We start from the raw sequence: 25,298 nt of genomic DNA on the forward strand, positions 1-25,298 counted from the left end.
AAAGACAAGCTCAACCAGCGGAAGGACCCGGTCGAGCGTGCCCGCGGGTGGTGGTTTCGACAAGCTCAACCAGCGAAAGACAAGCTCAACCAGCGGAAGGACCCGGTCGAGCGTGCCCGCGGGTGGTGGTTTCGACAAGCTCAACCAGCGAAAGACAAGCTCAACCAGCGGGAGACCCGGGTCGAGGGTCACCAAATGCCGATGAGCTTCATCCACGCGCCGCCGACCACCGTCCAGATCAGGATGATCACCACCGACATCAGGAAACCCACCCGGAACCATTCGCTGGTCTTGATGTAGCCGGACCCGTACATGACGCCCGCCGGACCCGACGAATAGTGTGCTAGCCCGCCGAACAGGCTGCCGATGAAGCCGAACACCAGCGCGGAGAACAGGGCAGGCGCGCCCGCGCTGACGGCCGCGCCGAGGAACACCGCGTACATTGCGACGATCTGTGCGGTGTTCGAGGCGAACAGGTAGTGCACGTAGAAGTACACCAGCGTGAGCACCGCGAACGCCGCCAGCCAGGGTAGGCCGCTCACCCCGGAGGCAACCCGGTCGCCCACCCAGTCGATCACCTTCAGTTTGCGCAACTCGTCGGCCATCGCCACGAGCACGCCGAAGAAGATCAGGGTCTGCCATGCGCCGGTGTCGGTGACGAGGTTCTTCCAGGTGAGCACGCCGGTGACCAGCAGGATCGCGATGCCGACGAACGCGGTGGTGGTGGCGTCGACATTGATCTGCTTGCCCAGGCACCACAGCACCAGCAGCAACACGAAGGTGGCAGCCATGATCCACTCGTGCACCGACATCGTGCCCGCCTCGCGCAACTGTTGCCTGGCCATGTCCGGCGCCTCCGGGGTTTTCTTCAGCGTCGGCGGATACAGCTTCTGCATCACCCAGGGCACCACCACCAGACTCACCAGACCCGGCACGAGCGCCGCCAGCGCCCACTTGCCCCACGTGATGTCGATTCCCTTCTCGGCGGCGGCGTCCACCGCGATCGGGTTACCCGCCATCGCGGTGATGAACATCGCCGACGTCACGACATTCACCTGCAACGCGGTCAGCAGCAGATACGAACCCAGCCGACGACGCGACGCATCGGAATCGGGCGTCGAATCCTCGAGCACCGCCAGCGATCTGATGATCGGGTACACCACTCCGCCGGCCCGGGCGGTGTTCGACGGCGTGGCGGGCGCGAGGACCAGATCGGTGATCGCCATGCCGTAGGCCAGCCCAAGACTCGACTTCCCGATGGACCGCACCAGGATCAGGGCCACCCGTTTGCCGAGTCCGGTCACGATGAAACCCTCGGCGATGAAGAACGACGCCACGATCAGCCAGATCGTGGTGTTCGAAAACCCCGCCAGCGCCTCACTCGGCGTCATCGTCTTGGTGATCATGGCGAGCGCCAGCCCGACCAGGGCTACCGACCCGGTGGGCAGCGGCTGCAGGATCAACCCCAGGATGGTGGCGACGAAGATGCCGAGCATGCGCATGCCGTTGGCGTCGACCCCGTCGGGGGCCGGGATGAAGAAGATTATCAGTCCGACGATCAGCGGGATGCCCGCCCGCCACCACAGCGGGTTCATCCGCGGGCCGTGCGTATCGCCACCTGTCGCCGCATCGTGCTCGGGAGCGTGCGTCATATCTTGATCGTCACCCCAACCACGCGTCCCCGACCGGCTACCAAGATCAATTCACCCATCCGTGACCTGTCGGTTCCCGAAACCGGGCACGCTCGACGCGGATCCGGGCACGCTCGACGCCGATCCGGGCACGCTCAACGCCGATCCGGGCACGCTCAACGCCGATCCGGGCACGCTCAACGCCGATCCGGGCACGCTCAACGGGGACGGACCTCACCCCCGCCCGGGCGCTGCGTAGCATCGCCGCCATGGACTCGAGCCCGGCCCCCGTCAGCACGACCGTCAGCCCGACCTACGCGCTTCGGCGCCGACTCCCCGACAACCGGCTCGGAGCGCTCGTGTTCTCCATCGGGATGGTCGCCCGCGTCCCCTACTTCGGCACGGTCGTGCCGATGGTCCGCGAGATGCGGCCCGGGTATTGCCGCGTCACCGCACCCAAATGGTTCGGCGTCTACAACCACCTCGGCACCTTCCACGCAATCGCCGCGTGCAATCTCGCCGAGGTGGCGATGGGCATGCTGATGGAGGCCACCACCCCCGCAACCCACCGCTGGATTCCGAAGGGCATGACCGCCGAGTACCTCGCCAAGGCCACCACGAGCCTCACCGCCGAGGCCGCTCTCGCCGAACCGATCGACTTCGGCGCCACTACCGAGGGTCGGGACGTGGTGGTCTCCATCCGCATCACCGACAAGGCGGGTACCGAGGTGGTGCACTGCGAGATCACGACATGGGTCACGCCGCGGTGAGACAGACCGGCCGACTCGCCCTGCCACACCGGGACGAAGCTCCTAGTCTTAGTTGATGACGTCGCTTCCCGACCATCCCCGACAGCGCGCGACCGAGTGCCCCGGGACCACTCGCCGCGTGGGGGTCGAGGAAGAGTTCCACCTGGTGGATCTGCGCACGTGGCGACTGACGGCGCGGGCACCGGAACTGCTCGACATCCTGCCCGACGACAGCCCCTACGTCGAAGAGCTGCAACGCTGCGTGATCGAGTCGAACAGCGGGGTGCACGAGCGCTTGAGCGAGTTGCGCGACGATCTGAGCGCCAATCGGCGCACCCTGGTCGAAACCGCCGCCACCCTCGGCATGGGTGTGGTCGCCGCCGGATCGGTACCCCTCTCGGTGCCCACCGAGATGCGTGTCACCGAGACCCCCCGGTACCGGCGGATGCTCGCCGACTACCAGCTGCTGGCCCGCGAACAGCTGATCTGCGGCACCCAGGTCCACGTCGACGTGGCCAACCGCGACGAGGCGGTGGCCATCGCGGTGCGCCTGACCCCCTACATCCCCACCCTGCTCGCGTTGTCGGCGAGCTCGCCGTTCTGGGCCGACGGCACCGACACCGGCTATGCCAGTGCCCGCACCCTGGTCTGGCAGCGCTGGCCCACCACCGGACCATTCCCCGACGTCCGCAACGCCGCCGAGTACGACGACGAGATCAACCGCCTCATCTCCAGCGGGGTGATCACCGATCCGGGCATGGTGTACTTCGACGTCCGGCCGTCCGCGCGGGTCAGCACCCTGGAACTGCGTGTCTGCGATTCCTGCCCCTCGGTGGACACCATCGCATTGATCGCGGGACTGTTTCGCGCCCTGGTGATCCGGGAGGCCGCCCGCCTCGACAAGCCACCCACATCCGATCTCCCCTTCGCCACCCTGTATCGGGCCGCGATCTGGCAGGCCGCCCGGTCGGGACTGGAGGGCGACCTCATCGACATCGCGCGCGCCACACCGCGCCCGGCGGTCGACGTGGTGCGCGATCTGACCGCCTCGCTGCGTGGCGAACTCGAGCAGACCGGCGATTGGGACACGGTGACCGAACTGACCGAACGCGCACTGATCGCGGGCAGTTCGTCGTCGCGGCAGCGTCGGGTGTTGCGGCGCCGGGGTCGGCTGACCGCGGTGGTGGAACGTCTTGCCGCGGAGACCGCCGGAACCCTCGAGACGGTGGTGATCCCCGCCGATCCCGAAGGCACGCTGCTGCTCGGCTACAGCGATCACCCGGCCCGCGATCACACGGCCGCGCACGGGGACGACGACATCGCCGAGGCCTACGACGAGGCCGTCGACGCGCAGCAGCCCCGGCCCGGCTACGCCGACATCCTGGCCGCCGAGGCCGATCTCGGTGCGATGGAACTCCGCAAGCGGCAGTACCAGATCGAACGCGAACAGAGCATCGACGGCGTGACGTTCCGGGTGACCGGGCAGTCGCGCGCCCAACTGTTCCCCCTCGACGTGGTGCCGCGCTACATCGGTGCCGACGACTGGACGCGGGTGGGTGCCGGCCTCAAGCAACGTGCGTTGGCGCTCAACGCTTTTCTGCTCGACGTCTACGGCGAGCAGAACGCGGTACGCGACGGTGTGATCCCGCTCGAGGCGCTCGACCGGGCCCCCGGCTACCGCCAGACCGGCACCGTGCCCGCCTGGCAACGGGTGCGTACGCACATCTGCGGTACCGACCTGGTGTCCCCGCGACCCGGTGAATTCGTGGTCCTCGAGGACAATCTGCGGGTGCCTTCGGGCGTGGCGTACGCGATGAGCAACCGTCGACTCATGACGCAGTTCCTGCCGGAGATCCCGATGCCACCGGCCACCCTCCCGGTCAACGGGGTGCCCGCGATGATCGGCGACACCATCGCCGCGGCCCGCCCGCCCGACGCGCATCCCGACGGCATCGACATCATGCTCAGCTCCGGCTGGAAGGATTCGGCCTGGTTCGAGCACACCCTGATCGCCGAGGGCGCCGGCCTGGGCCTGGCCACCCCGGAGATGCTCTCGGTGGCCGGCGCCGACGGTCCCGAGGCCGGGCGCGTCTACTTCCACCACGGAAAGTCCAAGGTGCCGGTGAACACCGCCTACGTGCGGATGGACGAGGACATGCTGCTGTCCTCGCACGGAGTCGATGATCAGGCCCTCCGGCACGGCATCCTGGCCGGGCTCCAGCTCGGTCGTTTCGCCATCGCCAACGCGCTGGGCAACGGCATCGGCGACGACAAGGCCATCTACGCCTACGTCCCGGAAATGATCCGCTACTTCCTCGGCGAGGAACCCCTGATCCCGCAGGTCCCCACCTGGCTGTGTGCCGAACGTCATCAACGCGACCACGTGCTGGAGAATCTCGACCAGCTCGTCGTCAAACCCATCGACGGGCTCGGCGGCTCCGGGATCACCATCGGGCCCGAGTGCACGGAGAAACAATTGGCGGATCGGCGCGTCGAATTGCTCACGCAGCCCGAACGTTTCATCGCGCAGGAGGTGGTGCCCCTGTCGACGCACCCCACGTTCGACGGAAACGGCTTCTACGCCCACCACGTCGATCTGCGGGTATTCGTCCATCTGCGCGCGCACGGGTCCGACACCATCAGCGCCCATGTGGCGCCGGCGGCCCTCACCAGGGTGGCACCCGCCGGATCGCTGATCGTGAACTCGTCGCGCGGCGGCGGCGGCAAGGACACGTGGGTACAGGGCGCCGACCCTGCTCCGCAGGTCGGCGGGGTTCAGGGCGCCGACCCTGCTCCGCAGGTCGGCGGGGTACAGGGCGCCGGGGTAGAGACAAACCAGGGAGAGGACTGACCAGCATGTGTGGCATCTGTGGCGAGATCCGGTTCGACGGGACATCTCCCGACGCGGTCGCGGTGGACAAGATGACCTGCGCCATGGCCCGTCGCGGCCCCGACGGATCGGGGCTCTACGTCAAGGGTTCGGTGGCGCTCGGCCACCGCAGGCTCAAGATCATCGACCTGTCCGAGCGGGGCGGTCAGCCGATGGTCGACTCCGAACTCGGCCTGGCAATGGTCTTCAACGGCTGCATCTACAACTATCAGGAGTTACGCGCCGAACTCGAGGACATGGGATATCGCTTCTTCTCCCACGCCGACAGCGAGGTGATCCTCAAGGCCTTCCACGCCTGGGGCAGCGAATGCGTCGACCACCTCATCGGGATGTTCGCGTTCGCGGTGACCGACACCGACACCGGCGTGGTGACACTCGCCCGTGACCGGCTCGGCATCAAACCGCTCTACCTCGCCGAAACGCCAGGGCGGCTGCGCTTTGCGTCGTCGCTGCAGGCGTTGCTGCGGGCCGGCGACGTCGACACCTCACTCGACCGGGTGGCACTGCACCACTACTTCAGTTTCCACGCGGTGGTGCCCGCCCCGCACACCATCTACAACGGCATCCGCAAACTGCCGCCGGCCACCGTCCGAATCATCACCCCCGACGGCCGCGGCAGCGAACGTCGTTACTGGACACCGACATTCGCCCCCGACCCGGACCGCGCAGACTGGGACGAGGCGCGCTGGCAACACGAGCTGATGGATTCGCTGCGCACCTCGGTGCGCCGCCGCATGGTGGCCGACGTGCCCGTCGGCGTCCTGCTCTCCGGCGGCATCGACTCCTCATTGGTGGTGGCGTTGCTGGCCGAGCAGGGGCAGACCGATCTGGCCACCTTCAGCATCGGATTCGATTCCGCCGGCGGCGAATCCGGCGACGAGTACGCCTACTCCGATCTGATCGCCGACACCTTTGCCACCGATCACCACAAGATCCACATCGGCACCGACCGGTTGCTACCCGCGGTTCCGGACACCATCGCGGCGATGAGCGAACCGATGGTCAGCCACGACTGCGTCGCCTTCTACCTGCTGTCCGAAGAGGTGAGCAAGTCGATCAAGGTGGTCCAGTCCGGGCAGGGCGCCGACGAGATCCTCGGCGGCTACTCCTGGTATCCACCGCTGTTGCACACACCCCGCGGCGACACCACCAAGGCGTACCAGAGCGTCTTCTTCGACCGCTCGCACGCCGCGATCGGGGCCCTGCTCAACGATCCGTATCACCTGGGCGACAGCGATTACGACCCCAGCTGGGAGTTCGCCCTGGCCCATCAGTCGGCCCCGGGCGCGCAGACCGCCGTCGACGCTGCCCTGCGCCTGGACACCACCATCATGCTGGTCGACGACCCGGTGAAGCGTGTGGACACCATGACTATGGCGTGGGGACTGGAGGCGCGCGTGCCGTTCCTCGACCACGAGTTCGTCGAACTCGCCGCCACCTGCCCGCCCGACCTGAAGCTCGCACACGGCGGCAAGGGCGTGCTCAAGGAGGCCTCGCGGTCGCTGCTGCCCGCCGCGGTGATCGATCGCACCAAGGGCTACTTCCCGGTACCGGGAATCCGTCACCTCGAGGGCGGGGTGCTCGACCTCGTCACCGACACGCTGGGAGCACAGTCGGCGAAGGATCGTGCGCTGTATCGGCCGGAGGCACTCGATCGGCTCTTCGCCGATCCCAACGGCATCCGCACCACTCTCGACTCCAACGAGCTGTGGCAGGTCGCGTTGCTCGAAATGTGGTTGCAGACAATGGAAGCCGTCGCCGCGCAGTGAGCACCCCCAGACCCACCGACCCCGCCGACACCGAGCCGGACTCGTCGTCGCCGCTGCGGTTCGATGAGCGGGGATGGCACACCTACGGTCCCTCGGTGTCTCCCGACGGCTCCGCCTTCGCCTACATCGTCGACGACGGGACAGGGTATCCGCGTGCGGCCCAACGTGTTCTGTCCGAGGACGGCGTCGGCGAACTGCGCTGGGTGCGGGTGCCGGCCACCGGGCCCGTCCGAAAGCTCGTCCACTCCACCGACAGCAATTGGCTGGCGGTGGAACTGGCGCCCAGCGGCGGTGAGCACCACCAGGTGTGGGTGGTCACCACCGATCCCGCTGATGACACGGCCCACCGGATTGCCGCGTCACTGCCCGACACCGACTACGGCGCCCGCTACCCCACCACCGGCGCCGGCTCCTTCGGCACGGTGTCGCTGGTGGGTTGGGACACCGACTGGGTGCTGATCACCGCGACCACCCCCGACGGCACCGCGCATTCACTGCGGGTACATCCGGCCACCGGTTTCACCCAAACCCTCGACGTGCGCGTCGGCGGGGCACTCATCGACTCCTGGAAGGGCGCCACCCTGCTGCGCGCAGGACCCCGCGGCTACCGCGACATGCTCTTGCTGCGACGACAATTCGATCGCGGCAACCGACCCCCGAGTCCGGCGGGCGACGCCGGGGACGACGTCACCATGTCGACGCTGCTGCCCAACGACCCCGGCGCGGTGACCGACCACGGCTACATCCTCGACCAGGGTTTCGACCACGCGTCGGCGATCTTCGTGGGCCCACCCCAGGATGCCGAGCGCGACCTCGACAGCGTGCAGGCCGTGGTGGTCAGCGATTTCGACGCCAAATTCCCGCGCCTGCTCGGCGTGGAGGTCGGGCGTGCGGGCACGCGGTTCCGGGTCCTGGCCGAACGGGCCGGAGCGGGCATCGACGAGTTCGCGGTCAGCAACGATCAGTCGACCATCGCCATGCTCTGGAATGTGTCCGGCCGCAGCGAACTACAGATCATGACACTGCCCGATCAGACGCTGCACGCCCCGGTCCCGCTGCCCGGAGAGGTCGCCTCGGATCTGTCGATCAGCGCGGCGGGCACCCTGGTGGCGCTGACGGTGTCGAGTCCGCAACACTCACCGATCGTGCATCTGGTGCACACACCGACGGAGACGGTCACCGCGATCCGCGACGACATGGTGGTCGGCAGCGGGCCGTCGAGTGCGCTGCGCCCGGAATACGTAGAGTTCTCCGCCCGCGACGGAATGCCGTTGTCGGGCTGGCTCTATCGGGCCCACACGTCCGATGCCGAGGCCGGTCCCCCACCGTGTCTGCTGTACTTCCACGGCGGGCCGGAGGCGCAGAGCAGGCCCGACTACCAGTTCCTCTTCGGTCCGCTCGTCGACGCGGGCATCACCGTGTTCGCGCCGAATGTGCGCGGATCGTCGGGCTACGGACGACTGTTCTCCCACGCCGACGACCGCTACGGCCGCTACGCGGGCATCCAAGACGTCGCTGATTGCGCAACCCATCTGTGCGACAAGGGTTTCGCCGACCCAGACCGCCTCTACGTGTCGGGGCGTTCCTACGGCGGCTACCTCACGTTCGCCGCACTGACGTTTCATCCCGAGGTGTTCGCTGCCGGCATCGCGATCTGCGGGATGAGCGACCTCGAATCCTTCTTCCGTAACACCGAGCCGTGGATCGCCGTTGCCGCATACACCAAGTACGGCCACCCGGAGTCGGATCGTGAACTGCTGCAAGATCTCTCGCCGATCCGCCGGATTGACGAGATCCGCGCGCCGTTGCTCGTGGTGCATGGCGCGCACGACACCAATGTCCCGGTGAGCGAATCGCAGCAGATCGTCGACGAGTTGCGGGCACGCGGCAGCGTCGCCGAACTCCTGATGTTTCCCGACGAAGGACACGAGATCGTCAAACGGCACAACCAGCAACGCCTCACCGAGGCCGTCGCCGGCTGGATCGGCCGACACCCGTCGGCGCGCGGCGCACACCGCGAGGTGTCGCACTCGCACCGAGAGGGAGCGCAGGCATGACCAGGCGCGTGACCGGTCGACTTGTCGCCCAACTGGCCGAGACCCGCTCGGGAAACGACCGTGCGAACGTGGTGGAAGAACTGCGCAGACTGATCCTCTCCGGTGGGGCACCACCGGGAGCGCAGATCATGCCCGGCGAGGTAGCCGACGTCTTCGCACTGAGTCCGATACCGGTGCGTGAGGCTCTCAAAACCCTTGTCGGCGAAGGATTGGTGGTCCATCAGCGCAACTCCGGCTACCACGTCAGCCAGCTTTCGCTGGCCGAACTCAAGGAGATCTACTTCGTCCGGGGCGTGCTCGAGCAGGCTGCGCTGGGCCGCGCCGTGGACAACATCACCGACACGGACCTGGCCGGGGCCGCAGAATTTCACCAGGAACTGGTCACCGCCACCAAGTACCAGGACGGCAAGGCGTTTCACACGGTGTCGCGACAGTTCCATGCAGCGCTGACCACTCCGTGCGCAATGCCCCGACTGCTCAACATGTTCGATGCCACCTGGAATCTCACCGAACCGTTCCAGGTGATGCGCGTGGTGAATGCCGAGACCCAGGACAAGCTCAACATCGACCATGCCAACCTGCTCGCCGCGTTCGCCGACCGCGACACCACCGCGGTGCTCGAGGTGGCCCGTACCCATCACGACCGCCTGGAGGCCGCGATCATCGAAACGGCCGCATCGTTGGGTGTGAAATCGGACGTGTAGCGCACAATAGCGTGCGCCGCCCCACCGGTACGAGTCCGGCCTCGGCGTGACGACCGGGGCCCGCGCGCTTTCCGAAGCCGACAAATCGGGCCGAATTCGCCCCACGGTGCTCGGGTCCCGGGGGCGGAAAGACGTCGAATATATCTGCCGGTTAATTCCCGGGTAACAAAGGGTTCTTACCTTTTCCCCAGGACCGCTCGCACCGAGCGCCTACCCTTGTCTCCCGAGGAGTCCCGAATGTCCCCTTCCACCGACACTGCGACCGAGTCGCATCATCACAGCGCCGCAGGCGAAAGCGTCATCAAGGTCGGCTACGACCAGCGCCTGACCAATGAAGACCTCGCTCCCCTCAAGGAGCAGACCTGGACCTGGTACAACATCTTCGCGTTCTGGATGTCCGACGTGCACAGCGTCGGCGGCTATGTCTTCGCGGGAAGCCTTTTCGCACTGGGTATCTCGTCGTGGCAGGTGCTTGTCGCTTTGGTGGTGGGGATCATCGCGGTGAACCTCCTGTGCAACCTGGTGGCCAAGCCCTCCCAGCAGGCGGGTGTGCCCTACCCGGTGACCACCCGAATCGCCTTCGGCGTCAAGGGCGCCAACATTCCGGCCATCATCCGCGGCTGCATCGCGGTGGTCTGGTACGGCATCCAGACCTATCTGGCGTCGTCGGCCTTCGTGCTGCTGGCGCTGAAGTTCTTTCCGTCGCTGAAGGATTACGGCGACGACGGATCCCACTTCATTCTCGGACTGTCCCTGCTGGGATGGGTCGGCTTCGCCCTGATGTGGGTGCTGCAGGCACTGGTGTTCTGGAACGGCATGGACACCATCCGCAAGTTCATCGATTTCTGCGGTCCGGCCGTCTACGTGGTGATGATCGCGCTGGCCGCCTATCTCATCGCGAAGGCTGGCTGGAGCAACGTCAGCTTCAACCTCGCAGAGGGCTCGGGCATGCACGGCTGGGCGTCGATTACCGCCATGATCAGCGCCTTCGCCCTGGTCGTGTCGTACTTCTCGGGTCCGATGCTCAACTTCGGCGACTTCTCGCGCTACGGCAAGACGTTCGGCGAGGTGAAGAAGGGCAACTTCTGGGGTCTGCCGGTCAACTTCCTGTTCTTCTCGATCCTGGTGGTGTGCACCGTGTCCGCCGGCGCCACCGTCATCGGACGCGACCCCAAGACCGGGAAGATCATCACCGACCCCGTCGTCATCGTCGACAAGATCGACAACACCACCGCCGCCGTCCTCGGCGTGCTGACGTTTGCGATCGCCACCATCGGCATCAACATCGTCGCGAACTTCGTCTCACCCGCATTCGACTTCTCCAACGTTGCCCCCACCAAGATCTCCTGGCGCACCGGCGGCATGATCGCCGCGGTGGGATCGGTGCTGATCACGCCGTGGAATCTGTTCAACAACGCGAGCGCGATCCACTACACGATGGACACGTTGGGTGCGGTCATCGGCCCGCTGTTCGGCATTCTGATCGCCGACTTCTACCTGATCAAGAAGCAGAAGATCGTGGTCGACGACCTGTTCACGATGAAGCCGGAGGGCTCCTATTGGTTCCGCAACGGCTGGAATCCGGTGGCGGTCATCTCGGTGATCCTGGCCTCCATCATCCCGATCGGCTTCGTCCTGTTCGGCACGCCGTACGAGGCCAGTTTCACCTGGTTCATGGGCGCCGGCGCCGGATTCGTCTTCTACTACCTGGGCATGCGGTACGCGCCGGACTCATTCCTGCACGGCACCAACGTTCCCGAAGTGTCCACGATCACCGCCGACATGGAGGTGGCGGCCGACGGCACCCCGCTGCCGGGATCGCCGACGGCGGCGACCGCGACCGAGAAGTCCGCGACGTCGGAGTGACAGCACGATCCGTGAGATCCTGCCGGTCATGAGGATCTGCGTCATCAACCCCAACACCACGGCGGAGATGACCGCGGTGATCGAGGCGGCCGCACGCAGCGTCGCGCGGCCCGACGCCGAGATTATCGCGGTCACCTCCGCGATGGGGCCCGCCTCGATCGAGAGCCATTACGACGAGGCGATGTCGGTGCCCGGATTGCTCCGCGCGATCGACGAACACCCCGGCGCCGACGGCTACCTGATCGCCTGCTTCGGCGATCCGGGACTCGACGCCGCCCGCGAGGTGGCCGATGCTCCCGTGCTGGGGATCGCCGAAGCGGGCATGCACCTGGCCGCACCGCTGGGCCGCGGGTTCTCCGTCGTCACCACCCTGGGCCGGACCGTCGGTCGTGCGCGTGATCTGGTGAGCCACTACGGATTCGGCCGCCAGTGCCTGGGGGTGCACGCGTGCGAGATACCGGTGCTCGAACTCGAGACCAATCCGCAGACCGCCGCGATTCTGGCGAAATCCTGCCGGGAGGCACTGCTCGCCGACTCGTCGGACGCAATCCTGCTCGGCTGCGCGGGCATGGCCGACCTCGCCGTAGAAATGAGCGAGGAGATCGGTGCCCCGGTCATCGACGGGGTGGCCGCCGGAGTGGGAATGCTCTCGGCGATGGCCGCGATGCGTCTGCACACCGGCACCGCGTCGGGCGAGTTCGCGCCACCACCGGCGAAGCAGTACCGCGGTATGTCCGGGCTCGATCGGTGAACACGCCGCCCGCCGACACCTCCGGGCCGACGCGATAGGCTCATCGCCATGACCGCCCCCGGCAACGACGACGCCCAGGTCACCGCGCTCGCGCTGGCGGCCGCGCGCGGGGATGGCAGCGCACTCGAGGCCTTCATCCGTGCCACCCAGCGCGACGTCTGGCGATTCGTCGCTCACCTGGGGCACCCGGGTTCGGCCGACGACCTCACGCAGGAGACTTTTCTGCGGGCGATCAAATCCCTTCCCCGTTTCCGTGCCGGTTCCACCGCCCGCACCTGGCTGCTGTCCATCGCGCGGCGGGTCTGTGCCGACGAGGTCCGCCGCGCGATGAGCCGCCCCCGCATCGCCGGCAGCGTGAACTGGGTGGATGCGGCCGACGCCGCGACGTCGGCCCAGCGACCGGGCCGCTGGGAGGACGTCGTCGAACTGAATCTGCTACTGGAGGCGCTGCCCGCCGAACGCCGCGAAGCACTCGTGCTGACCCAGGTACTGGGACTGTCCTACGCGGAGGCGGCGCAGGTCACCGGATGCCCGATCGGCACGGTCCGTTCGCGGGTTGCTCGCGCACGCGAATCGCTGGTCGACGCAGCTTCGGCGACTCCGATGCGACGCAACGGGTCCAGCGGCAGGACCTAAGGCTCATGACGGTCGGCGCCCCACGTTCAGTACCCTGAATGGCGGCGACGGGCACGTCCTTGTCGGATCGGCCGCTCAGACGGCACCCGACCCGGGACACCTCGCCGTGACATCCGACGTGAAGGAAGTGTGAGGGACCCGTGGCCGACAAACGCCGCAAGCCGATCGTTGACCCGCGAGCGGCGGAGAAGCGTCGCTCGCTTCTGATGAAGATCGGCGCCGCGGTCGTCCTCGTCGCCCTCGCGGTCGGCATCGGTGTCTGGATCGTCGTCTCACACGAGTCGTCCACCGGATCGTCGGACACCGTCAGCGTGGCCACCGACGGCGCGTTCCGCGTCACCACCGCGCCCAAGGGCACCACGCCTCCGGTGGTGGTCACGGTGATCGAGGACTTCCAGTGCCCGGTGTGCCGGCAGTTCGAGACCCAGTTCGGTGCGGCGATGGAGCAGATCCGCGCGAACCCGAAGGTCGCGGTGGATTACAAGCCGATCGCGATCCTCGACCGCATGTCCACCACCAACTACTCCTCCCGCGCCGCCAACGCATCGGCGTGTGTGGCCGAGTCGACCGGCGGTGACGACAACTTCAGCACCTGGCTGAAGTTCCACAACGCGCTCTACGCCCAGCAGCCCGAAGAGGGCGGTTCGGGCCTCACCAACGATGAACTCAACTCCATCGCGAAGCAGTCGGGCGCCACGAACGTCAAGCAGTGCATCGACGACAACCAGTTCGGCGGATGGGTGAAGAACAACACCCAGAAGGTCCTCGATTCCGGGGTCAACGCCACTCCGACGATCCAGATCAACGGTCAGCAGGTCCAGCTCTCGTCGCCTGAGGCGCTGCTCGCGGCCGTCGACGCAGCGGCGAACAAGTAAGCACACCGGCGAGAATCCCGGCACCAGAACCGAGTACGAGGCACATCATGAGCACCACACCCACCGACGAGGTCCCCGACGCCGAAACCGGTGCCGACAGGTCCGACACGCCGAGCAACCCGGCACCAGAGCCGTCACGCAACGATTCGGTGCGGTCGACGGGGAGCGGTCTGGCCGCGTTGGTGCCGGTCGGCCGGGGTACCGGGCTGGTGGTGTTGATCCTCGGTGCGATCGGCTTCGTCGCCTCGTCCACGCTGGCGATCGACAAGTACCATCTGCTCACCGACCCGTCGTACACACCGAGTTGCTCGCTGAATCCGGTGATCTCGTGCGGTTCGGTGATGAAGAGCTGGCAGGCCGGACTGTTCGGATTTCCCAATCCGCTGATCGGGATCGCCGCGTTCTCGGTGATCATCGTCACCGGCGTGCTGGCCACCGCGGGCATCTCGCTGCCCCGCTGGTACTGGCTGGGCCAGGCGATCGGCACGCTCGCCGGCTTCGTGTTCGTCAACTTCCTCGCCTACTCGGCGCTGTACCGCATCAACGCCCTGTGCCTCTACTGCATGGTGGTGTGGACGGTGGTGCCGATCATCCTCATCCTGAGCGTCAATCGGGTGCTGCCGAGCGGTGATCGCTCGCGTGAGATCCGCGGCTGGCTCTGGGTGTTGCTGCCGGTCTGGTACGCGATCGTCATCGTCGCGATCGGTGTCCAGTTCTGGGATTACTGGTCCACCCTGATCTGACAACCGATCGCCATCGCAACCGCATGGCCGGGAACTTTCCGGGACGTTCCGGCGACATACTGGTAGAGAACCGTGCGCAAGTGTCGTCCGGGTCCCGGTCGGGGCCCGACGAAGAGATCGAGGACCATGTGACCACCCTGGAGACATCCGTCGACGCCGGACCCGGACGGTCAGAGGCCACCGACACGCGCATCCAGCTCGACGTGTCGGGCATGACGTGCGGCGCCTGCGCCGCCCGGGTGGAACGCAAGCTCAACAAGGTCGACGGCGTCAAGGCATCGGTCAACTACGCGACCCGCATCGCCACGATCGACGCCCGCGCGGACGTGAGCGCCGACGCGCTGTGCGAGGTGGTCGATCAGACCGGTTACGGCGCCCACGTACGCGCCGACACGCCGCAACCGATCCCCGACACCGACGGGGACGAGGCCAAGCGACTGTTCCGCCGACTGGCGGTCGCGTTGATCCTCTTCATCCCGCTCGCCGACCTCTCGATCGTATTCGCCGTGGTGCCCAGCACCCGATTCGTCGGCTGGCAGTGGCTGCTGCTGGCGCTGGCCACACCGATCCTCACGTGGTGCGCATGGCCGTTCTACCGCGTCGCCGCCAAGAATCTGCGCGCCGGCAACGCCAGCATGGAGACGCTGGTGACCCTCGGGGTGCTCTCGGCCACCGGATGGTCGCTGTATTCGATGTTCTTCGCATCCGATTCCGCAGGCGAAGCCGGGACGGGTGTGTGGTCGGCCATCTGGGGTGCCGATTCGATCTATCTGGAGGTGGCCACCGGCGTCACCGTGCTGGTGCTGGCCGGACGCTACTTCGAGGCACGGGCACGGTCCCGCGCGGGTGGCGCGCTGCGGGCGCTGGCGGCGCTCGGCGCCAAGGACGTGTGCGTGTTGCTGCCCGACGGCAGCGAGATGCGGATTCCCACCGCCGAACTGAAGGAACAACAACGTTTCGTCGTACGTCCCGGCGAGATCATCGGCACCGACGGTCTGGTGGTCGAGGGCAACGCCGACGTCGACATGAGCGCGATGACCGGCGAATCCCGACCGGTGTCCACCGAACCGGGCGAGGCGGTGATCGGCGGCACCACGGTGCTCGGTGGTCGACTCGTGGTCGAGGCCGCCGCGGTGGGTCCCGACACCCGCTTCGCAGGAATGATGCGCCTCGTCGAGGAAGCGCAGACCGGAAAGGCCCAGGCACAACGCCTCGCCGATCGCGTGGCGGGTGTGTTCGTGCCGGTGGTCATCGCACTTGCCGTGCTCACCGTCGTGGCCTGGCTGCTCATCGACGGTTCAGTCGATCGTGCGGTGGCCGCCGGATTGGCGGTGCTGGTGATCGCGTGCCCGTGCGCACTCGGTTTGGCCACACCGATCGCGGTGATGGTGGCCACCGGCCGCGGTGCGCAACTCGGGATTTTCCTCAAGGGGTATCAGGCGCTCGACACGTCCCGCTACATCGACACCGTGGTGTTCGACAAGACCGGAACCGTCACCGAGGGCGCATTGTCGGTGACACGGGTCTGGAGCGACGAGCACCACACCGACGCCGAGATCCTGGCCTTGGCCGCAGCCGTGGAGAACGCCTCCGAACACGCCGTGGGTACCGCCATCGTCGCGGCGGTGGCCGCGGCGGATCTGCGGGAGGTCACCGAATTTCGCGCCGAGGTGGGACGCGGCGTGTCCGGGATCGTCGACGGCCACGAGGTGCGGGTCGGTTCGCCGCGCTGGGTGGCACAGTCGGTGGTGGTTCCCGCCGATGCGGCGCGATGCCGCCGTGACGCCGAGGACGCGGGACAGACCGCGGTCTACGTGGCGGTCGACGGTCGGCCATGCGGCGTGATTGCCGTGGCAGACACCGTGAAACCCAGTGCTGCGCAAGCTGTTGCGGGACTTCAGGCGGCCGGTATGCGGACCGTGCTGCTCACCGGCGACAACGCGGGGGCCGCCCGCGCGGTGGCCCGCGAGGTGGGTATCACCGACGTCATCGCCGAGGTGCTACCCGAGGCGAAGGTCGACGCCATCCGCTCGCTGCAGGACGCGGGTCGATCGGTGGCCATGGTCGGCGACGGGATCAACGACGGTCCCGCGCTGGCCACCGCCGACCTCGGCCTGGCCATCGGCGCAGGCACCGACGTCGCCATCGGTGCCGCCGACGTGATCCTGGTGCGCGATGACCTGCGGGCGGTCCCGGCCGCGCTGAGCCTGGCCCGCGCCACGCAACGCACCATCCGCACCAACCTGATCTGGGCGTTCGGTTACAACGTCGCGGCGATCCCGATCGCCGCGCTCGGAGTGCTCAACCCGCTGATCGCGGGCGCGGCCATGGCGTTGTCGTCGCTGTTCGTGGTGTCCAACAGTCTGCGGCTGCAACACTTCGGCGACCGTCGCTCCTGATCACCCCGTCGAGCGTGCCCAGATCGGCGTCGAGCGTGCCCAGATCAGCGTCGAGCGTGCCCAGATCAGCGCCGAGCGTGCCCAGATCAGCGCCGAGCGTGCCCAGATCAGCGTCGAACGTGCCCAGATCAGCGTCGAACGTGCCCAGATCAGCGCCGAGCGTGCCCAGATCGGCGTCGAACAAGCACCACCGAGGCGAAGACTTGACCGGCTGGGGAGAATGGATTCATGCGGTGTGAGGTCGCGCGCGAATCGCTGTCGGCGCGGATGGACGGTGAACGCGAATCCGTGCCCACTGCCCGCGTCGACGAACATCTACGACAGTGTCCCGGGTGTGCGGGTTGGTACCGCTCGGTGCAGGGACTCAGCTTCGGCGCCGCCGACCTCGCACCGGATCTGAGCACCGCGATCATCGAGGCATCCAGAACCTCACCCGCACCGCGGAGCGAGGCGGACACGAAAGCATCCGGAGCCTCCACGGCGATGGCAGCTGCCGCGGTGGCGTTCGGCGTCGCCGCAGTGGTGATGTGTGCGGGGTATTTCACCGGGTCGCCACCCGCCTGGTATCCGGTGGCACACGGTGTGGTGGGCCTCGGAGCGATCGTGCTGCTCGTGATCGCACTTGTCGGCGGCCGGCGTTCACGTCACAACGCAGTGGCCGACGACGGTGCCGATGTTGGTGTCGCCGTGGCCGATTCGGCCCAGGGTGTCGCACGCGCCGACGACGCCGAACCCGTTCCCGTCACATATCTGATCGCGCCGTCCGGCGCAGAGGAGGCAGAGTTGTCGCAGATGATTCTCGGTGTGACGGGACTGCATTGTGGCGGCTGTGTGCAGACAATCACGACCGCAGTGTCCGGGCTCGACGGTGTGGACAGTGTTCGGGTGGATCTCGACACTCACGGGGTGTCGAGGGTGACAGTGGAGTCCGATGTCTCGCTGGGCCGCGACACCGTCGCCGCAGCCATCACCGCGAGTGGGAACTTCGTGGTTGCCGACGAGGTGTGATCTCGACCCGAGCCGATTCCGGGCACGCTCGACGGTGATCCGGGCACGCTCGACGGCGATCTGGGCACGCTCGACCTCGAACTGGGCACGCTCGACGTCGAACTGGGCACGCTCAACGGTGATCCGGGCACGCTCGACGGGCGGCGCTGCGGCGCCTCATCGCCGCGACTTGGCCAGTTCCTCCAGCATCGCGTTGTAGGCGTCGAGTTCGGTGTCCTCGTAGGTGTCTGCGTGCCGGTCGCCGCGTTTGGCCTCGCGCCGATCGGACTTGGCCCACTGAGCCACGATGGCGATCACCACCAGCACCACCGGGATCTCGCTGGCACCCCACGCGATCGCGCCGCCGAGCCATTGATCGTGCAGCCGGTCGGTCACCCACGGCAGCGTCAGCTGGCTGTAGAAACTGTCGCCGATCACGGTCGACATGGTCATCAGCGCGATGCCGAAGAACGCATGGAACGGCATCACCGCGAACAGCAACCCGATTCGCGCCAGAAACGGGATACGACGCGGCCCGGGATCGAGTCCGATGATCACCCAGTAGAAGAGGTATCCCGTGATCAGGAAGTGCAGCGTGAGCAGTATGTGACCCCAGTGATATCGGGTGAACGTGCCGAAAATCGGCGTGAAGTACACCGCGTAGAGCGAGATCACGAAGAACATCAGCGCGAACACCGGATTGGCGAACAACGCCGTCACCTTGGTGTGCACGAAGCGCAGCAACCATTCCCGCGGACCGGGCGGCGCGTCGGCATGTGACGCGGGCAGCACCCGCAGCGCCAGCGTCACCGGCGCCCCCAGCACCAGCAATACCGGCGCAAACATGTTGAGCGCCATGTGTTCGGCCATGTGGATGCTGAACTGCGCCGACCCGTAGGCCCGGATACCCGACCCGGTGACCACCACCAGCGTCAGGCATCCCAGTATCCACGACACCGTTCGCCCCACCGGCCAGGTGTCGCCGCGTCGTCGCAGCCGGTATACGCCGACACCATAGAGAATCGCGGCCAGCACGCCGGCGACACCGAAGACGACGTCGAACCGCCAGAAGGTGGCCAGGTTCCAGACCGTCGGCGGACCGGGCAACTCGTACCCGAGGAACACGTCCCACCCGGTGAACTTGTGGGCCAGCAGACCGGGCGCAACGCGCGTGTCCATGATCGTCCAGCACGCGGCGACCACCATCAGCGCGACGGCACCCAGCGGCACGAGCAGAGGATTGGCCTGGTCCCGCTCGCCCCGGCGTACCGCCGCGGTCTGCCGGACGGACGCGATGCTCAGGCCGAGCACGGCGATCAACAGCCCGAGCAGGTGCAGCGACGCGATACCGAACGCGGTGGAGAACACGTAGCGAGCGGGCAGCAGAAACGCGACCAGCGCCACGGCGGTGATGAGGGTGACCGCGTCGCTGATCACCAGCAGGATCGCATTGCGGTGTGCGATGACGGCACGCTCGCCGGCATCCGGGGTCGCGGGCGCGAACATCCAGGAGCAGCGGAACCCGAGGGAGATCCCGAGCGCGAGCGCGAAGAGGACGCCGAAACCGGTGGTGTAGTCGTGGTTGGGGCCCTGACCGGCGTTACCCGCCATCAGCAACGCACACATGGCGATCCCCGCCGGCACCATCGCGATCACATGCACGGTCCAGCTCAGCCAGATGCGGGTCAGCAGAGCGATCAGGGTGGCGCACACCGCCACCACGATCCAGGCCACGGCCAGCTCACTGACCCCGAGCGCGTCGCCCAGATAGCCCTCACGCAGAAGGCGCCACGGCGTCGTTCCCGACGCGTCGGCGGCGGTCACCGGAACCATCAGCCACGCCAGAACGGCCCAGCCCAGGGCGAGCCGACGAAGTCCGAGATGCGCACGGTAGACGGAGACGTCGATGATGCCGTGGCCGTCGGGCCGGGCGTTGGTGAGGATGAACACCAGACCGCCGATGACCAGCGCGGCCCCGACCAGGCCGAGGAAGTAGCCCACCACGTCTGCGGTGGCGGTGACGGTGCCGGGGAACGGGTCTCCGCTCTCCACGTGCCGGGACGTGCCCGCGGCCAGGGCGTAGATCAGCACCGCGACGAGCGACACGGCGAACGACGCGACCAGCAGTCGTGTCGCCGGAAATCGGCTGCCGCCGGTGGCCGGTGCGGGGGCTGCGGTGTCCGGGCCCTCGGCCGTCTGCGCCTTGGCGCCGCCACCATGGGTGCCGGTACTGTCAGCGGCGGTCATCACATCCTCCTCGCCCGCCGGTTGCACGACGTCCCAGCCAGTCTACGACCCGATGTCGGAGAGGCTTCGGCGGCCGACCTGCACCACTTCACGCCCGCCGGTGATCAGGCAGCGGCCAGCACATCCCCGATGCGGCAGGCGAGCATCATCATGGTGGCGTGGGGACCACTGCGGCCCGCGGTCGGCAGGATCGACCCGTCCACGATCCGCAGTCCGCGCATCCCGTACACACCGCCGAGCCAGTCGGTGCGCCGGCCCATTGCCGCCGACCCCCACGCATGTTGTGACGTGCGGATCACCGGATCGACGTGAACCGAACCCTCGACAACCAGATCCGCGAACTCGGGCGAACCCAGCATCGACTCCACGTCGGCCGCCGCGGCCGCCATCCGCCGCTGTGTGTCGGTGTCCACCGGGTCGAGGTCGAGTCGTATACGCCCGTCGGCCAGGCGCACCTCGCCCGTACCCCCGGGGCGCATGGCGCAGATCCCGATCGCCTGCCCCTGCGGCGGCAAACCGGTCACATAGCTCGCGAAATCGTCGTTATAGCAACGGATTTCCAGATCATCGGAGGTGTGCACCACCGACGGCAGCAGGGGCCCGGCCGGTGTTCGATCGCGCCGGCGATAGCCGACGAGGAGTTCCCGGTGTTCGTACACCCGTATCCGCGGGTCGGCGGCCATCGCCTCGAGACCCGATCGCAGCAGCAGTCCGGCGGTGCCGAGCGTGCCGGCGCACAGGATCACCTCGTCGCAGCGCACGGTGGTTCCGGCCACCGCCACACCCACGATGTCGCGCCCGCTGGTGATGATCTGCTCTACCGGGGCCTGCGCGCACACGGTGAGGGAGGACCGGCGCACCGCGGGGCGCAGGTAGGCCTCGGCGGCCGTTCGGCGTCGACTCCCCGTACCGTTGGACCGACCTCCGGTGCTGTTGGAGAGCACCCGGTTGACCCCGACGATCGGCCATCGGTCAGCCGGCGGCCGAACCGGAAGGCGCTCGGCCCAGTACCTCTCGAAAGCGATCGCCGTGTCGGCGAGCTCGGAGTCGGCGAACGGCCGCACCCTCATGGTGCCGTCGGGGTCGTCGAGCTCCCGATAGGCCGCGTCCACATCCGTGAGGTCCCAACCGGTGAGCCAGCCGGCGAAATCGTCGGCGTGCCAGCGCAGGAAGTACCCGCCGTTCACCACCGACGATCCGCCGAGTCCGCGCCCGCGGACCACCGTCACCGACGGGTCGGCGAGGTGGTGGGTGACGTAGGGTTCGCCCTCCCCGATCGGCAGCCGACGGAGATCGAGCACGTCGTCGCCGGGCCAGGTCACCGGGCCCTGCTCGAGCAGCAGCACCGAGCGTGCCGCGTCGCGGGACAGCTTGTCGGCCAACACACATCCGGCGCTGCCGGCCCCGACGATCACCACGTCGGCGGTGGCCGGAATCGCGTCACCGGACCGGACGAAATCGCTCATCGCCGTCGCCCGGCGTCAGGGTGTGATGACCGGACGCAACGCGGTCAGATCACGGTGGGTGATGACGCCCTGCCAGAGTCCGGCGCCGTAGGCCAGATCGTCGAGGCGACGCACCCACAGATAGGTGAGCGGCCCCAGTTCCGGCGCGACACCGGGATTGGCGGCCACCGTCCGCACCCATTGCACCAGACCCTCCGTGACGGCCAGTTCGATCAACAACCGCCGAAACCTCGCGGACACCAGTGCGACCAGCACGGCCACCGGCCAGTAGTGGCGACAGATCGCTCCGGCCGCCTGCAGCAGCCCGAAGAACGTTGCCCGGGCGGTCATCTGCGCCGACACGAGCGGTGCGTGGGGAAGTTCCCCGAGGCGGCCACGCAATTTGAGCATGACCCGCCCGAGCACGATCACCGCGATCGCCAGCCCGATACGGGTGCGGGTGAGCAGTGCGGCGACTGCGGCCGCCATCGAGATCGACATCACCATCGGTGCCGCCTGCGTCCCGTGCCGGTCCGCCAGAAACGACGCGCCCGTTCCGTAAAAGCGCCGTCGGTCGAGGACTGTCCGCATCCCGGTGCGGTGATCGTGGGCCACCGTGGCCACCGGGTCGTAACGGACACGCCACCCCGCCGCGTGCATCCGCCAGCACAGATCGACGTCCTCAGCCACCCGCAGCGACTCGTCGAAACCATCGAATGCGCTGCACCGCAACACCATTGCGGCACTGGGTACGTATGACACGGGAGTCGAGGGCACCACTGCCGCCTCTGCCGGCCCCATGTCGAGGGACGAGTAGCCGTTCTCGTACCGCTCGGCCAGCGACAGCCGGCGGTGCCGGCCGTCGCCGGTTCGTCGGCCGCTCAGACCCGTGATCCGCGGCGCGACGAGGCCCACCATCGGGTCGGAGAAGTGCGGCAGCAACATCACCAGCCAATCCGGATCCGGCACCACATCGGAATCGAGGAAGGCGACGAATTGGGTGGTCGCGGCCGTCGCCCCGACGTTGCGCGCCACGGCAGGCCCCCGATTCTCCTCGAGGCGGATCACGGTCACCTTCTCACCGCTGACGACGATGGGCACCGCAGAGCCGTCGTCCACCACGATCACGCGCAGTCCGGCCACCGCACGCAGGAGCCGATCGACTCCGGATTGGTTGTCGCGCACCGGAACAACCACGGTCACATCGTTCGTGGACGGCCCCGACATCGGACGGGGATTCGCGATGCCCGCTTCCAGCAGGGTGCGGGCGAGAACCCGCGTGGGCTCGTTGCAGACCTGGATGCGCCCGTCGGCCGATGTCATGCCCAGTGCCGCGTCCGACATCCGCAGCATCCGCGCCGGAGATCCGCCCACCAGGTAGCGCAGGTCGCCGTTTCGGGCACAGCGCAGATCGATCTGCACCTGGAATCCGTCGGGCAGGCCGCCTTCTGCGGCGGTGACATCGCGCACCTTCGACGCGGAGATCACGAGAGACGTCCGTCGTCGGAGACGGCCCACCGGGTCACGGCGTCGGCCAGTCCTGCGGTCAGGCCCTCGACAAGTGCGTCGCCGTCGGCGGCTGAGGCACCTCGCGGGTCACCGAGCACGCCGGACTCGCTCACCGCCGCCACACCGCCGGCACGCATCGTCGGCAGTAGCGTGGCAATCGGCGCCACATTGCCCGCCGCGGCCCGCTCCAGATTCACCAATTCCGGCGAAAGGTGAAGCAGCACTGACGTTTCGGTGTGGCCGGCGTGCGCGTCGGCGGCGACGTCGGAGGAAGCGAAGGCACACGGGAACCACGCCACGTCGCGGCCCTCGTAGCGCAACAGCGACACGGCAGCAGCAGCCGTGGCGGCATTGCCGCCGTGACCGTTGACGAAGACGATGCGATCGGCCCACCGGCACGCGCTGCGCCCGAACTCGACGAGCACGCTGCGCAATGCCTCGTGCCCGATCGAGATGGTCCCGGGGAATCCCTCATGCTCGCCGCTGGCGCCGTAGTTGAGTTCGGGTGCCAGCAGCACCGACGGATCGGCCATCCGTGCACACGCACCGGCCGCGACCGCCGTGGCGATACGGGTGTCGGTGTCGAGTGGCAGGTGAGGTCCGTGCTGTTCGAGGGAGCCGAGAGCGACGAGCAGGGTGACCGGGGAGTCCGCTATTTCCGGCCACGTGTGCCGACCCAATACCGGACCCGTCATCCGTCCAACTGTAGCGAGGCAGACGGCCGGAAGTAACCGCACTGGACCGTTTTCTCGCACGACCACACGACCCGACCTTCCCACCGAGCGAACGATCGGCCTGTGTCATGCTGGTGCGGTCGACGTGACAGGCGACACACCTCGGGCCACGGATGGAGCACTCTCACATGACCGCACCGGAACAGGCAGGCACGGGCGGACCGCTGCACGGCATACGGATTGTCGAGTTCGCCGGGATCGGTCCCGGACCCCACGCCGCGATGATGCTCGCCGACCTCGGCGCCGACGTCATCCGGGTCCAGCGCCCGGGTTCGCTGCCGAAGCCCGGACGCGACGCCGACGCGCTGCTGCGCGGACGCCGGGTGGTGGAGGCGAATCTCAAGGACCCCGCCGACCGCGAGACCATTCTGGGACTGCTCGGCCGGGCCGACGTGCTCATCGAGGGGTTCCGGCCCGGCGTGATGGAACGCCTCGGTTTCGGTCCCGACGACGTCGAGTCCGTCAACCCACGACTCGTCTACGGTCGCATGACGGGGTGGGGTCAGGACGGCCCCCGCGCGCACGTCGCGGGTCACGACATCAACTACATCTCGCTCACCGGAATGTTGCATGCCATCGGCAGACGCGACGACCGACCGGTTCCTCCGCTGAATCTCGTCGGTGACTTCGGTGGCGGGTCGATGTTCCTCGTGATGGGTGTGCTCGCGGCGCTCGTCGAGCGCGGATCGTCGGGGCGCGGCCAGGTGATCGACGCCGCCATGGTCGACGGCGCTTCGGTACTGGGACAGATGATCTGGGCATTCCGCGGCACCGGGTTGTGGAGCGATCAGCGCGGTTCCAACATGCTCGACACCGGTGCGCCGTACTACGAGGTCTACGAAACCTCCGACGGCGGTTACATGGCCGTCGGCGCCCTCGAACCGCAGTTCTACGCCCAAATGCTCGAAGGGTTGGGACTCGCCGACGCCGACCTGCCGGCGCAGGACGACGTGGCGGGGTGGCCACGGCTGCGGGAGGCGTTCACCGAGGCGTTCGCGTCCCGCACCCGTGACGAATGGACCAAGGTCTTCGACGGTACCGACGCCTGCGTCTCCCCCGTCCTGGCCTTCAACGAGGCGCCCGACGACCCGCACATGTCGGCGCGGGCCAACCTCGTCGAGATCGACGGCGTGATGCAGGCGCAGGTGGCGCCGAGGTTCTCGCGCACGTCGCCGTCCACCCCGCACGGACCGGTCCGCGAAGCCACCGATCCGTCGACCATCTGGACCGACTGACGTCGAACGGTTGAGCACTTCCCCGCTCGGGTGGTTTCGACAGGCTCAACCAGCGAAACACCCGCTGGTTG

At 67.6% G+C, this 25,298-nt stretch carries 21 protein-coding genes; 14 read left to right on the plus strand and 7 right to left on the minus strand.

The features are described from left to right. Both ACWDSI_RS16480 and ACWDSI_RS16485 read right to left on the minus strand, forming a co-directional pair. Nucleotides 1-192, minus strand: a 192-nt coding sequence (locus ACWDSI_RS16480; protein ID WP_449757185.1) for a hypothetical protein, incomplete at its 3' end; no start/stop codon positions are given. Next, nucleotides 189-1,595 (minus strand): anion permease, encoded by a 1,407-nt coding sequence (locus tag ACWDSI_RS16485; RefSeq protein ID WP_449746757.1) that lies wholly within the window; start codon nucleotides 1,593-1,595, stop codon nucleotides 189-191. The genes ACWDSI_RS16480 and ACWDSI_RS16485, both read right to left, overlap by 4 nt. Before the next feature lie 118 nt (nucleotides 1,596-1,713). Between ACWDSI_RS16485 and ACWDSI_RS16490 the strand changes: the two genes are divergently transcribed. The 12 genes from ACWDSI_RS16490 to ACWDSI_RS16545 all read left to right on the plus strand — a co-directional run bounded on the left by ACWDSI_RS16490 (nucleotide 1,714) and on the right by ACWDSI_RS16545 (nucleotide 17,070). Beyond that, the gene (locus ACWDSI_RS16490; protein WP_449757186.1) at nucleotides 1,714-1,890 is read left to right on the plus strand and encodes a hypothetical protein; all 177 of its coding nucleotides are present in this window, start codon (nucleotides 1,714-1,716) and stop codon (nucleotides 1,888-1,890) included. A 10-nt stretch (nucleotides 1,891-1,900) separates the two neighbouring features. Further along, nucleotides 1,901-2,401, plus strand: a complete 501-nt coding sequence (locus tag ACWDSI_RS16495) for a hotdog fold domain-containing protein (protein WP_449746543.1) — start codon at nucleotides 1,901-1,903, stop codon at nucleotides 2,399-2,401. A 55-nt stretch (nucleotides 2,402-2,456) separates the two neighbouring features. Beyond that, nucleotides 2,457-5,231 (plus strand): YbdK family carboxylate-amine ligase, encoded by a 2,775-nt coding sequence (locus ACWDSI_RS16500; protein ID WP_449757187.1) that lies wholly within the window; start codon nucleotides 2,457-2,459, stop codon nucleotides 5,229-5,231. A 5-nt stretch (nucleotides 5,232-5,236) separates the two neighbouring features. Further along, a complete protein-coding gene (locus ACWDSI_RS16505) occupies nucleotides 5,237-7,039 on the plus strand; it encodes an N-acetylglutaminylglutamine amidotransferase (protein WP_449757188.1) in 1,803 nt (600 codons plus the stop codon). Further along, nucleotides 7,036-9,096: an alpha/beta hydrolase family protein gene (locus tag ACWDSI_RS16510; RefSeq protein WP_449757189.1), complete on the plus strand. Its 2,061-nt coding sequence runs from the start codon at nucleotides 7,036-7,038 to the stop codon at nucleotides 9,094-9,096. Before ACWDSI_RS16505 ends, ACWDSI_RS16510 begins: the two co-directional genes overlap by 4 nt. After that, complete coding sequence (locus ACWDSI_RS16515; RefSeq protein ID WP_449757190.1) at nucleotides 9,093-9,800, plus strand: GntR family transcriptional regulator; 708 nt, start codon at nucleotides 9,093-9,095, stop codon at nucleotides 9,798-9,800. The genes ACWDSI_RS16510 and ACWDSI_RS16515 overlap by 4 nt, the downstream gene beginning before the upstream one ends. 237 nt (nucleotides 9,801-10,037) lie before the next feature. Further along, nucleotides 10,038-11,666 carry an NCS1 family nucleobase:cation symporter-1 gene (locus tag ACWDSI_RS16520; protein ID WP_449757191.1) on the plus strand — a complete coding sequence of 543 codons (1,629 nt, stop codon included), beginning with the start codon at nucleotides 10,038-10,040 and terminating at the stop codon, nucleotides 11,664-11,666. 28 nt (nucleotides 11,667-11,694) lie between these two features. Then, on the plus strand, nucleotides 11,695-12,417 hold the full coding sequence (locus tag ACWDSI_RS16525) for an aspartate/glutamate racemase family protein (protein WP_449757192.1): 723 nt from the start codon (nucleotides 11,695-11,697) through the stop codon (nucleotides 12,415-12,417). A gap of 48 nt (nucleotides 12,418-12,465) precedes the next feature. Next, nucleotides 12,466-13,053, plus strand: a complete 588-nt coding sequence (gene sigC / locus ACWDSI_RS16530) for an RNA polymerase sigma factor SigC (protein WP_449757193.1) — start codon at nucleotides 12,466-12,468, stop codon at nucleotides 13,051-13,053. A 140-nt stretch (nucleotides 13,054-13,193) separates the two neighbouring features. After that, nucleotides 13,194-13,928: a DsbA family protein gene (locus ACWDSI_RS16535; protein WP_449757194.1), complete on the plus strand. Its 735-nt coding sequence runs from the start codon at nucleotides 13,194-13,196 to the stop codon at nucleotides 13,926-13,928. A gap of 47 nt (nucleotides 13,929-13,975) precedes the next feature. After that, on the plus strand, nucleotides 13,976-14,671 hold the full coding sequence (locus tag ACWDSI_RS16540) for a vitamin K epoxide reductase family protein (RefSeq protein ID WP_449757195.1): 696 nt from the start codon (nucleotides 13,976-13,978) through the stop codon (nucleotides 14,669-14,671). 128 nt (nucleotides 14,672-14,799) lie between these two features. Further along, nucleotides 14,800-17,070, plus strand: coding sequence for a heavy metal translocating P-type ATPase (locus tag ACWDSI_RS16545; RefSeq protein ID WP_449757222.1), 2,271 nt, complete (start codon nucleotides 14,800-14,802; stop codon nucleotides 17,068-17,070). Here the strand turns inward: ACWDSI_RS16545 and ACWDSI_RS16550 are convergent, their stop codons facing one another. Further along, entirely contained in the window at nucleotides 17,071-17,385 is a 315-nt protein-coding gene (locus tag ACWDSI_RS16550) for a hypothetical protein (RefSeq protein WP_449757224.1), read from the minus strand. Between ACWDSI_RS16550 and ACWDSI_RS16555 the strand changes: the two genes are divergently transcribed. Further along, nucleotides 17,338-18,078, plus strand: a complete 741-nt coding sequence (locus ACWDSI_RS16555) for a cation transporter (RefSeq protein WP_449757223.1) — start codon at nucleotides 17,338-17,340, stop codon at nucleotides 18,076-18,078. The two genes, ACWDSI_RS16550 and ACWDSI_RS16555, sit on opposite strands and share 48 nt — an antisense overlap. A gap of 156 nt (nucleotides 18,079-18,234) precedes the next feature. Here ACWDSI_RS16555 and ACWDSI_RS16560 read toward each other — a convergent pair whose 3' ends face one another. The 4 genes from ACWDSI_RS16560 to mftE all read right to left on the minus strand — a co-directional run bounded on the left by ACWDSI_RS16560 (nucleotide 18,235) and on the right by mftE (nucleotide 23,953). Next, on the minus strand, nucleotides 18,235-20,304 hold the full coding sequence (locus tag ACWDSI_RS16560; RefSeq protein ID WP_449757196.1) for a cytochrome c oxidase assembly protein: 2,070 nt from the start codon (nucleotides 20,302-20,304) through the stop codon (nucleotides 18,235-18,237). A gap of 104 nt (nucleotides 20,305-20,408) precedes the next feature. Then, nucleotides 20,409-21,770: a mycofactocin system GMC family oxidoreductase MftG gene (gene mftG, locus ACWDSI_RS16565; RefSeq protein ID WP_449757197.1), complete on the minus strand. Its 1,362-nt coding sequence runs from the start codon at nucleotides 21,768-21,770 to the stop codon at nucleotides 20,409-20,411. A 15-nt stretch (nucleotides 21,771-21,785) separates the two neighbouring features. Further along, the gene (mftF, locus tag ACWDSI_RS16570) at nucleotides 21,786-23,237 is read right to left on the minus strand and encodes a mycofactocin biosynthesis glycosyltransferase MftF (RefSeq protein ID WP_449757198.1); all 1,452 of its coding nucleotides are present in this window, start codon (nucleotides 23,235-23,237) and stop codon (nucleotides 21,786-21,788) included. Continuing rightward, on the minus strand, nucleotides 23,234-23,953 hold the full coding sequence (mftE, locus tag ACWDSI_RS16575) for a mycofactocin biosynthesis peptidyl-dipeptidase MftE (protein ID WP_449757199.1): 720 nt from the start codon (nucleotides 23,951-23,953) through the stop codon (nucleotides 23,234-23,236). The genes mftF and mftE overlap by 4 nt, the downstream gene beginning before the upstream one ends. Before the next feature lie 167 nt (nucleotides 23,954-24,120). On the opposite strand from mftE, the gene ACWDSI_RS16580 reads away from it, so the two are divergent. Next, nucleotides 24,121-25,227 (plus strand): CaiB/BaiF CoA transferase family protein, encoded by a 1,107-nt coding sequence (locus ACWDSI_RS16580; protein ID WP_449757200.1) that lies wholly within the window; start codon nucleotides 24,121-24,123, stop codon nucleotides 25,225-25,227. Nucleotides 25,228-25,298 lie beyond the last annotated feature (71 nt).

This window comes from Gordonia sp. NPDC003429 (assembly GCF_053588575.1).

What these genes read in the sequence shown, in the direction of transcription:
- ACWDSI_RS16485 (WP_449746757.1), bottom strand. Translation starts at nt 1,595, where the DNA reads ATGAACCCGCTGTGGTGGCGGGCGGGCATCCCGCTGATCGTCGGACTG.
- ACWDSI_RS16495 (WP_449746543.1), top strand. Translation starts at nt 1,901, where the DNA reads ATGGACTCGAGCCCGGCCCCCGTCAGCACGACCGTCAGCCCGACCTAC.
- ACWDSI_RS16500 (WP_449757187.1), top strand. Translation starts at nt 2,457, where the DNA reads ATGACGTCGCTTCCCGACCATCCCCGACAGCGCGCGACCGAGTGCCCC.
- ACWDSI_RS16505 (WP_449757188.1), top strand. Translation starts at nt 5,237, where the DNA reads ATGTGTGGCATCTGTGGCGAGATCCGGTTCGACGGGACATCTCCCGAC.
- ACWDSI_RS16515 (WP_449757190.1), top strand. Translation starts at nt 9,093, where the DNA reads ATGACCAGGCGCGTGACCGGTCGACTTGTCGCCCAACTGGCCGAGACC.
- ACWDSI_RS16520 (WP_449757191.1), top strand. Translation starts at nt 10,038, where the DNA reads ATGTCCCCTTCCACCGACACTGCGACCGAGTCGCATCATCACAGCGCC.
- ACWDSI_RS16525 (WP_449757192.1), top strand. Translation starts at nt 11,695, where the DNA reads ATGAGGATCTGCGTCATCAACCCCAACACCACGGCGGAGATGACCGCG.
- sigC (WP_449757193.1), top strand. Translation starts at nt 12,466, where the DNA reads ATGACCGCCCCCGGCAACGACGACGCCCAGGTCACCGCGCTCGCGCTG.
- ACWDSI_RS16540 (WP_449757195.1), top strand. Translation starts at nt 13,976, where the DNA reads ATGAGCACCACACCCACCGACGAGGTCCCCGACGCCGAAACCGGTGCC.
- ACWDSI_RS16555 (WP_449757223.1), top strand. Translation starts at nt 17,338, where the DNA reads ATGGACGGTGAACGCGAATCCGTGCCCACTGCCCGCGTCGACGAACAT.
- ACWDSI_RS16550 (WP_449757224.1), bottom strand. Translation starts at nt 17,385, where the DNA reads ATGTTCGTCGACGCGGGCAGTGGGCACGGATTCGCGTTCACCGTCCAT.
- ACWDSI_RS16560 (WP_449757196.1), bottom strand. Translation starts at nt 20,304, where the DNA reads ATGACCGCCGCTGACAGTACCGGCACCCATGGTGGCGGCGCCAAGGCG.
- mftG (WP_449757197.1), bottom strand. Translation starts at nt 21,770, where the DNA reads ATGAGCGATTTCGTCCGGTCCGGTGACGCGATTCCGGCCACCGCCGAC.
- mftE (WP_449757199.1), bottom strand. Translation starts at nt 23,953, where the DNA reads ATGACGGGTCCGGTATTGGGTCGGCACACGTGGCCGGAAATAGCGGAC.
- ACWDSI_RS16580 (WP_449757200.1), top strand. Translation starts at nt 24,121, where the DNA reads ATGACCGCACCGGAACAGGCAGGCACGGGCGGACCGCTGCACGGCATA.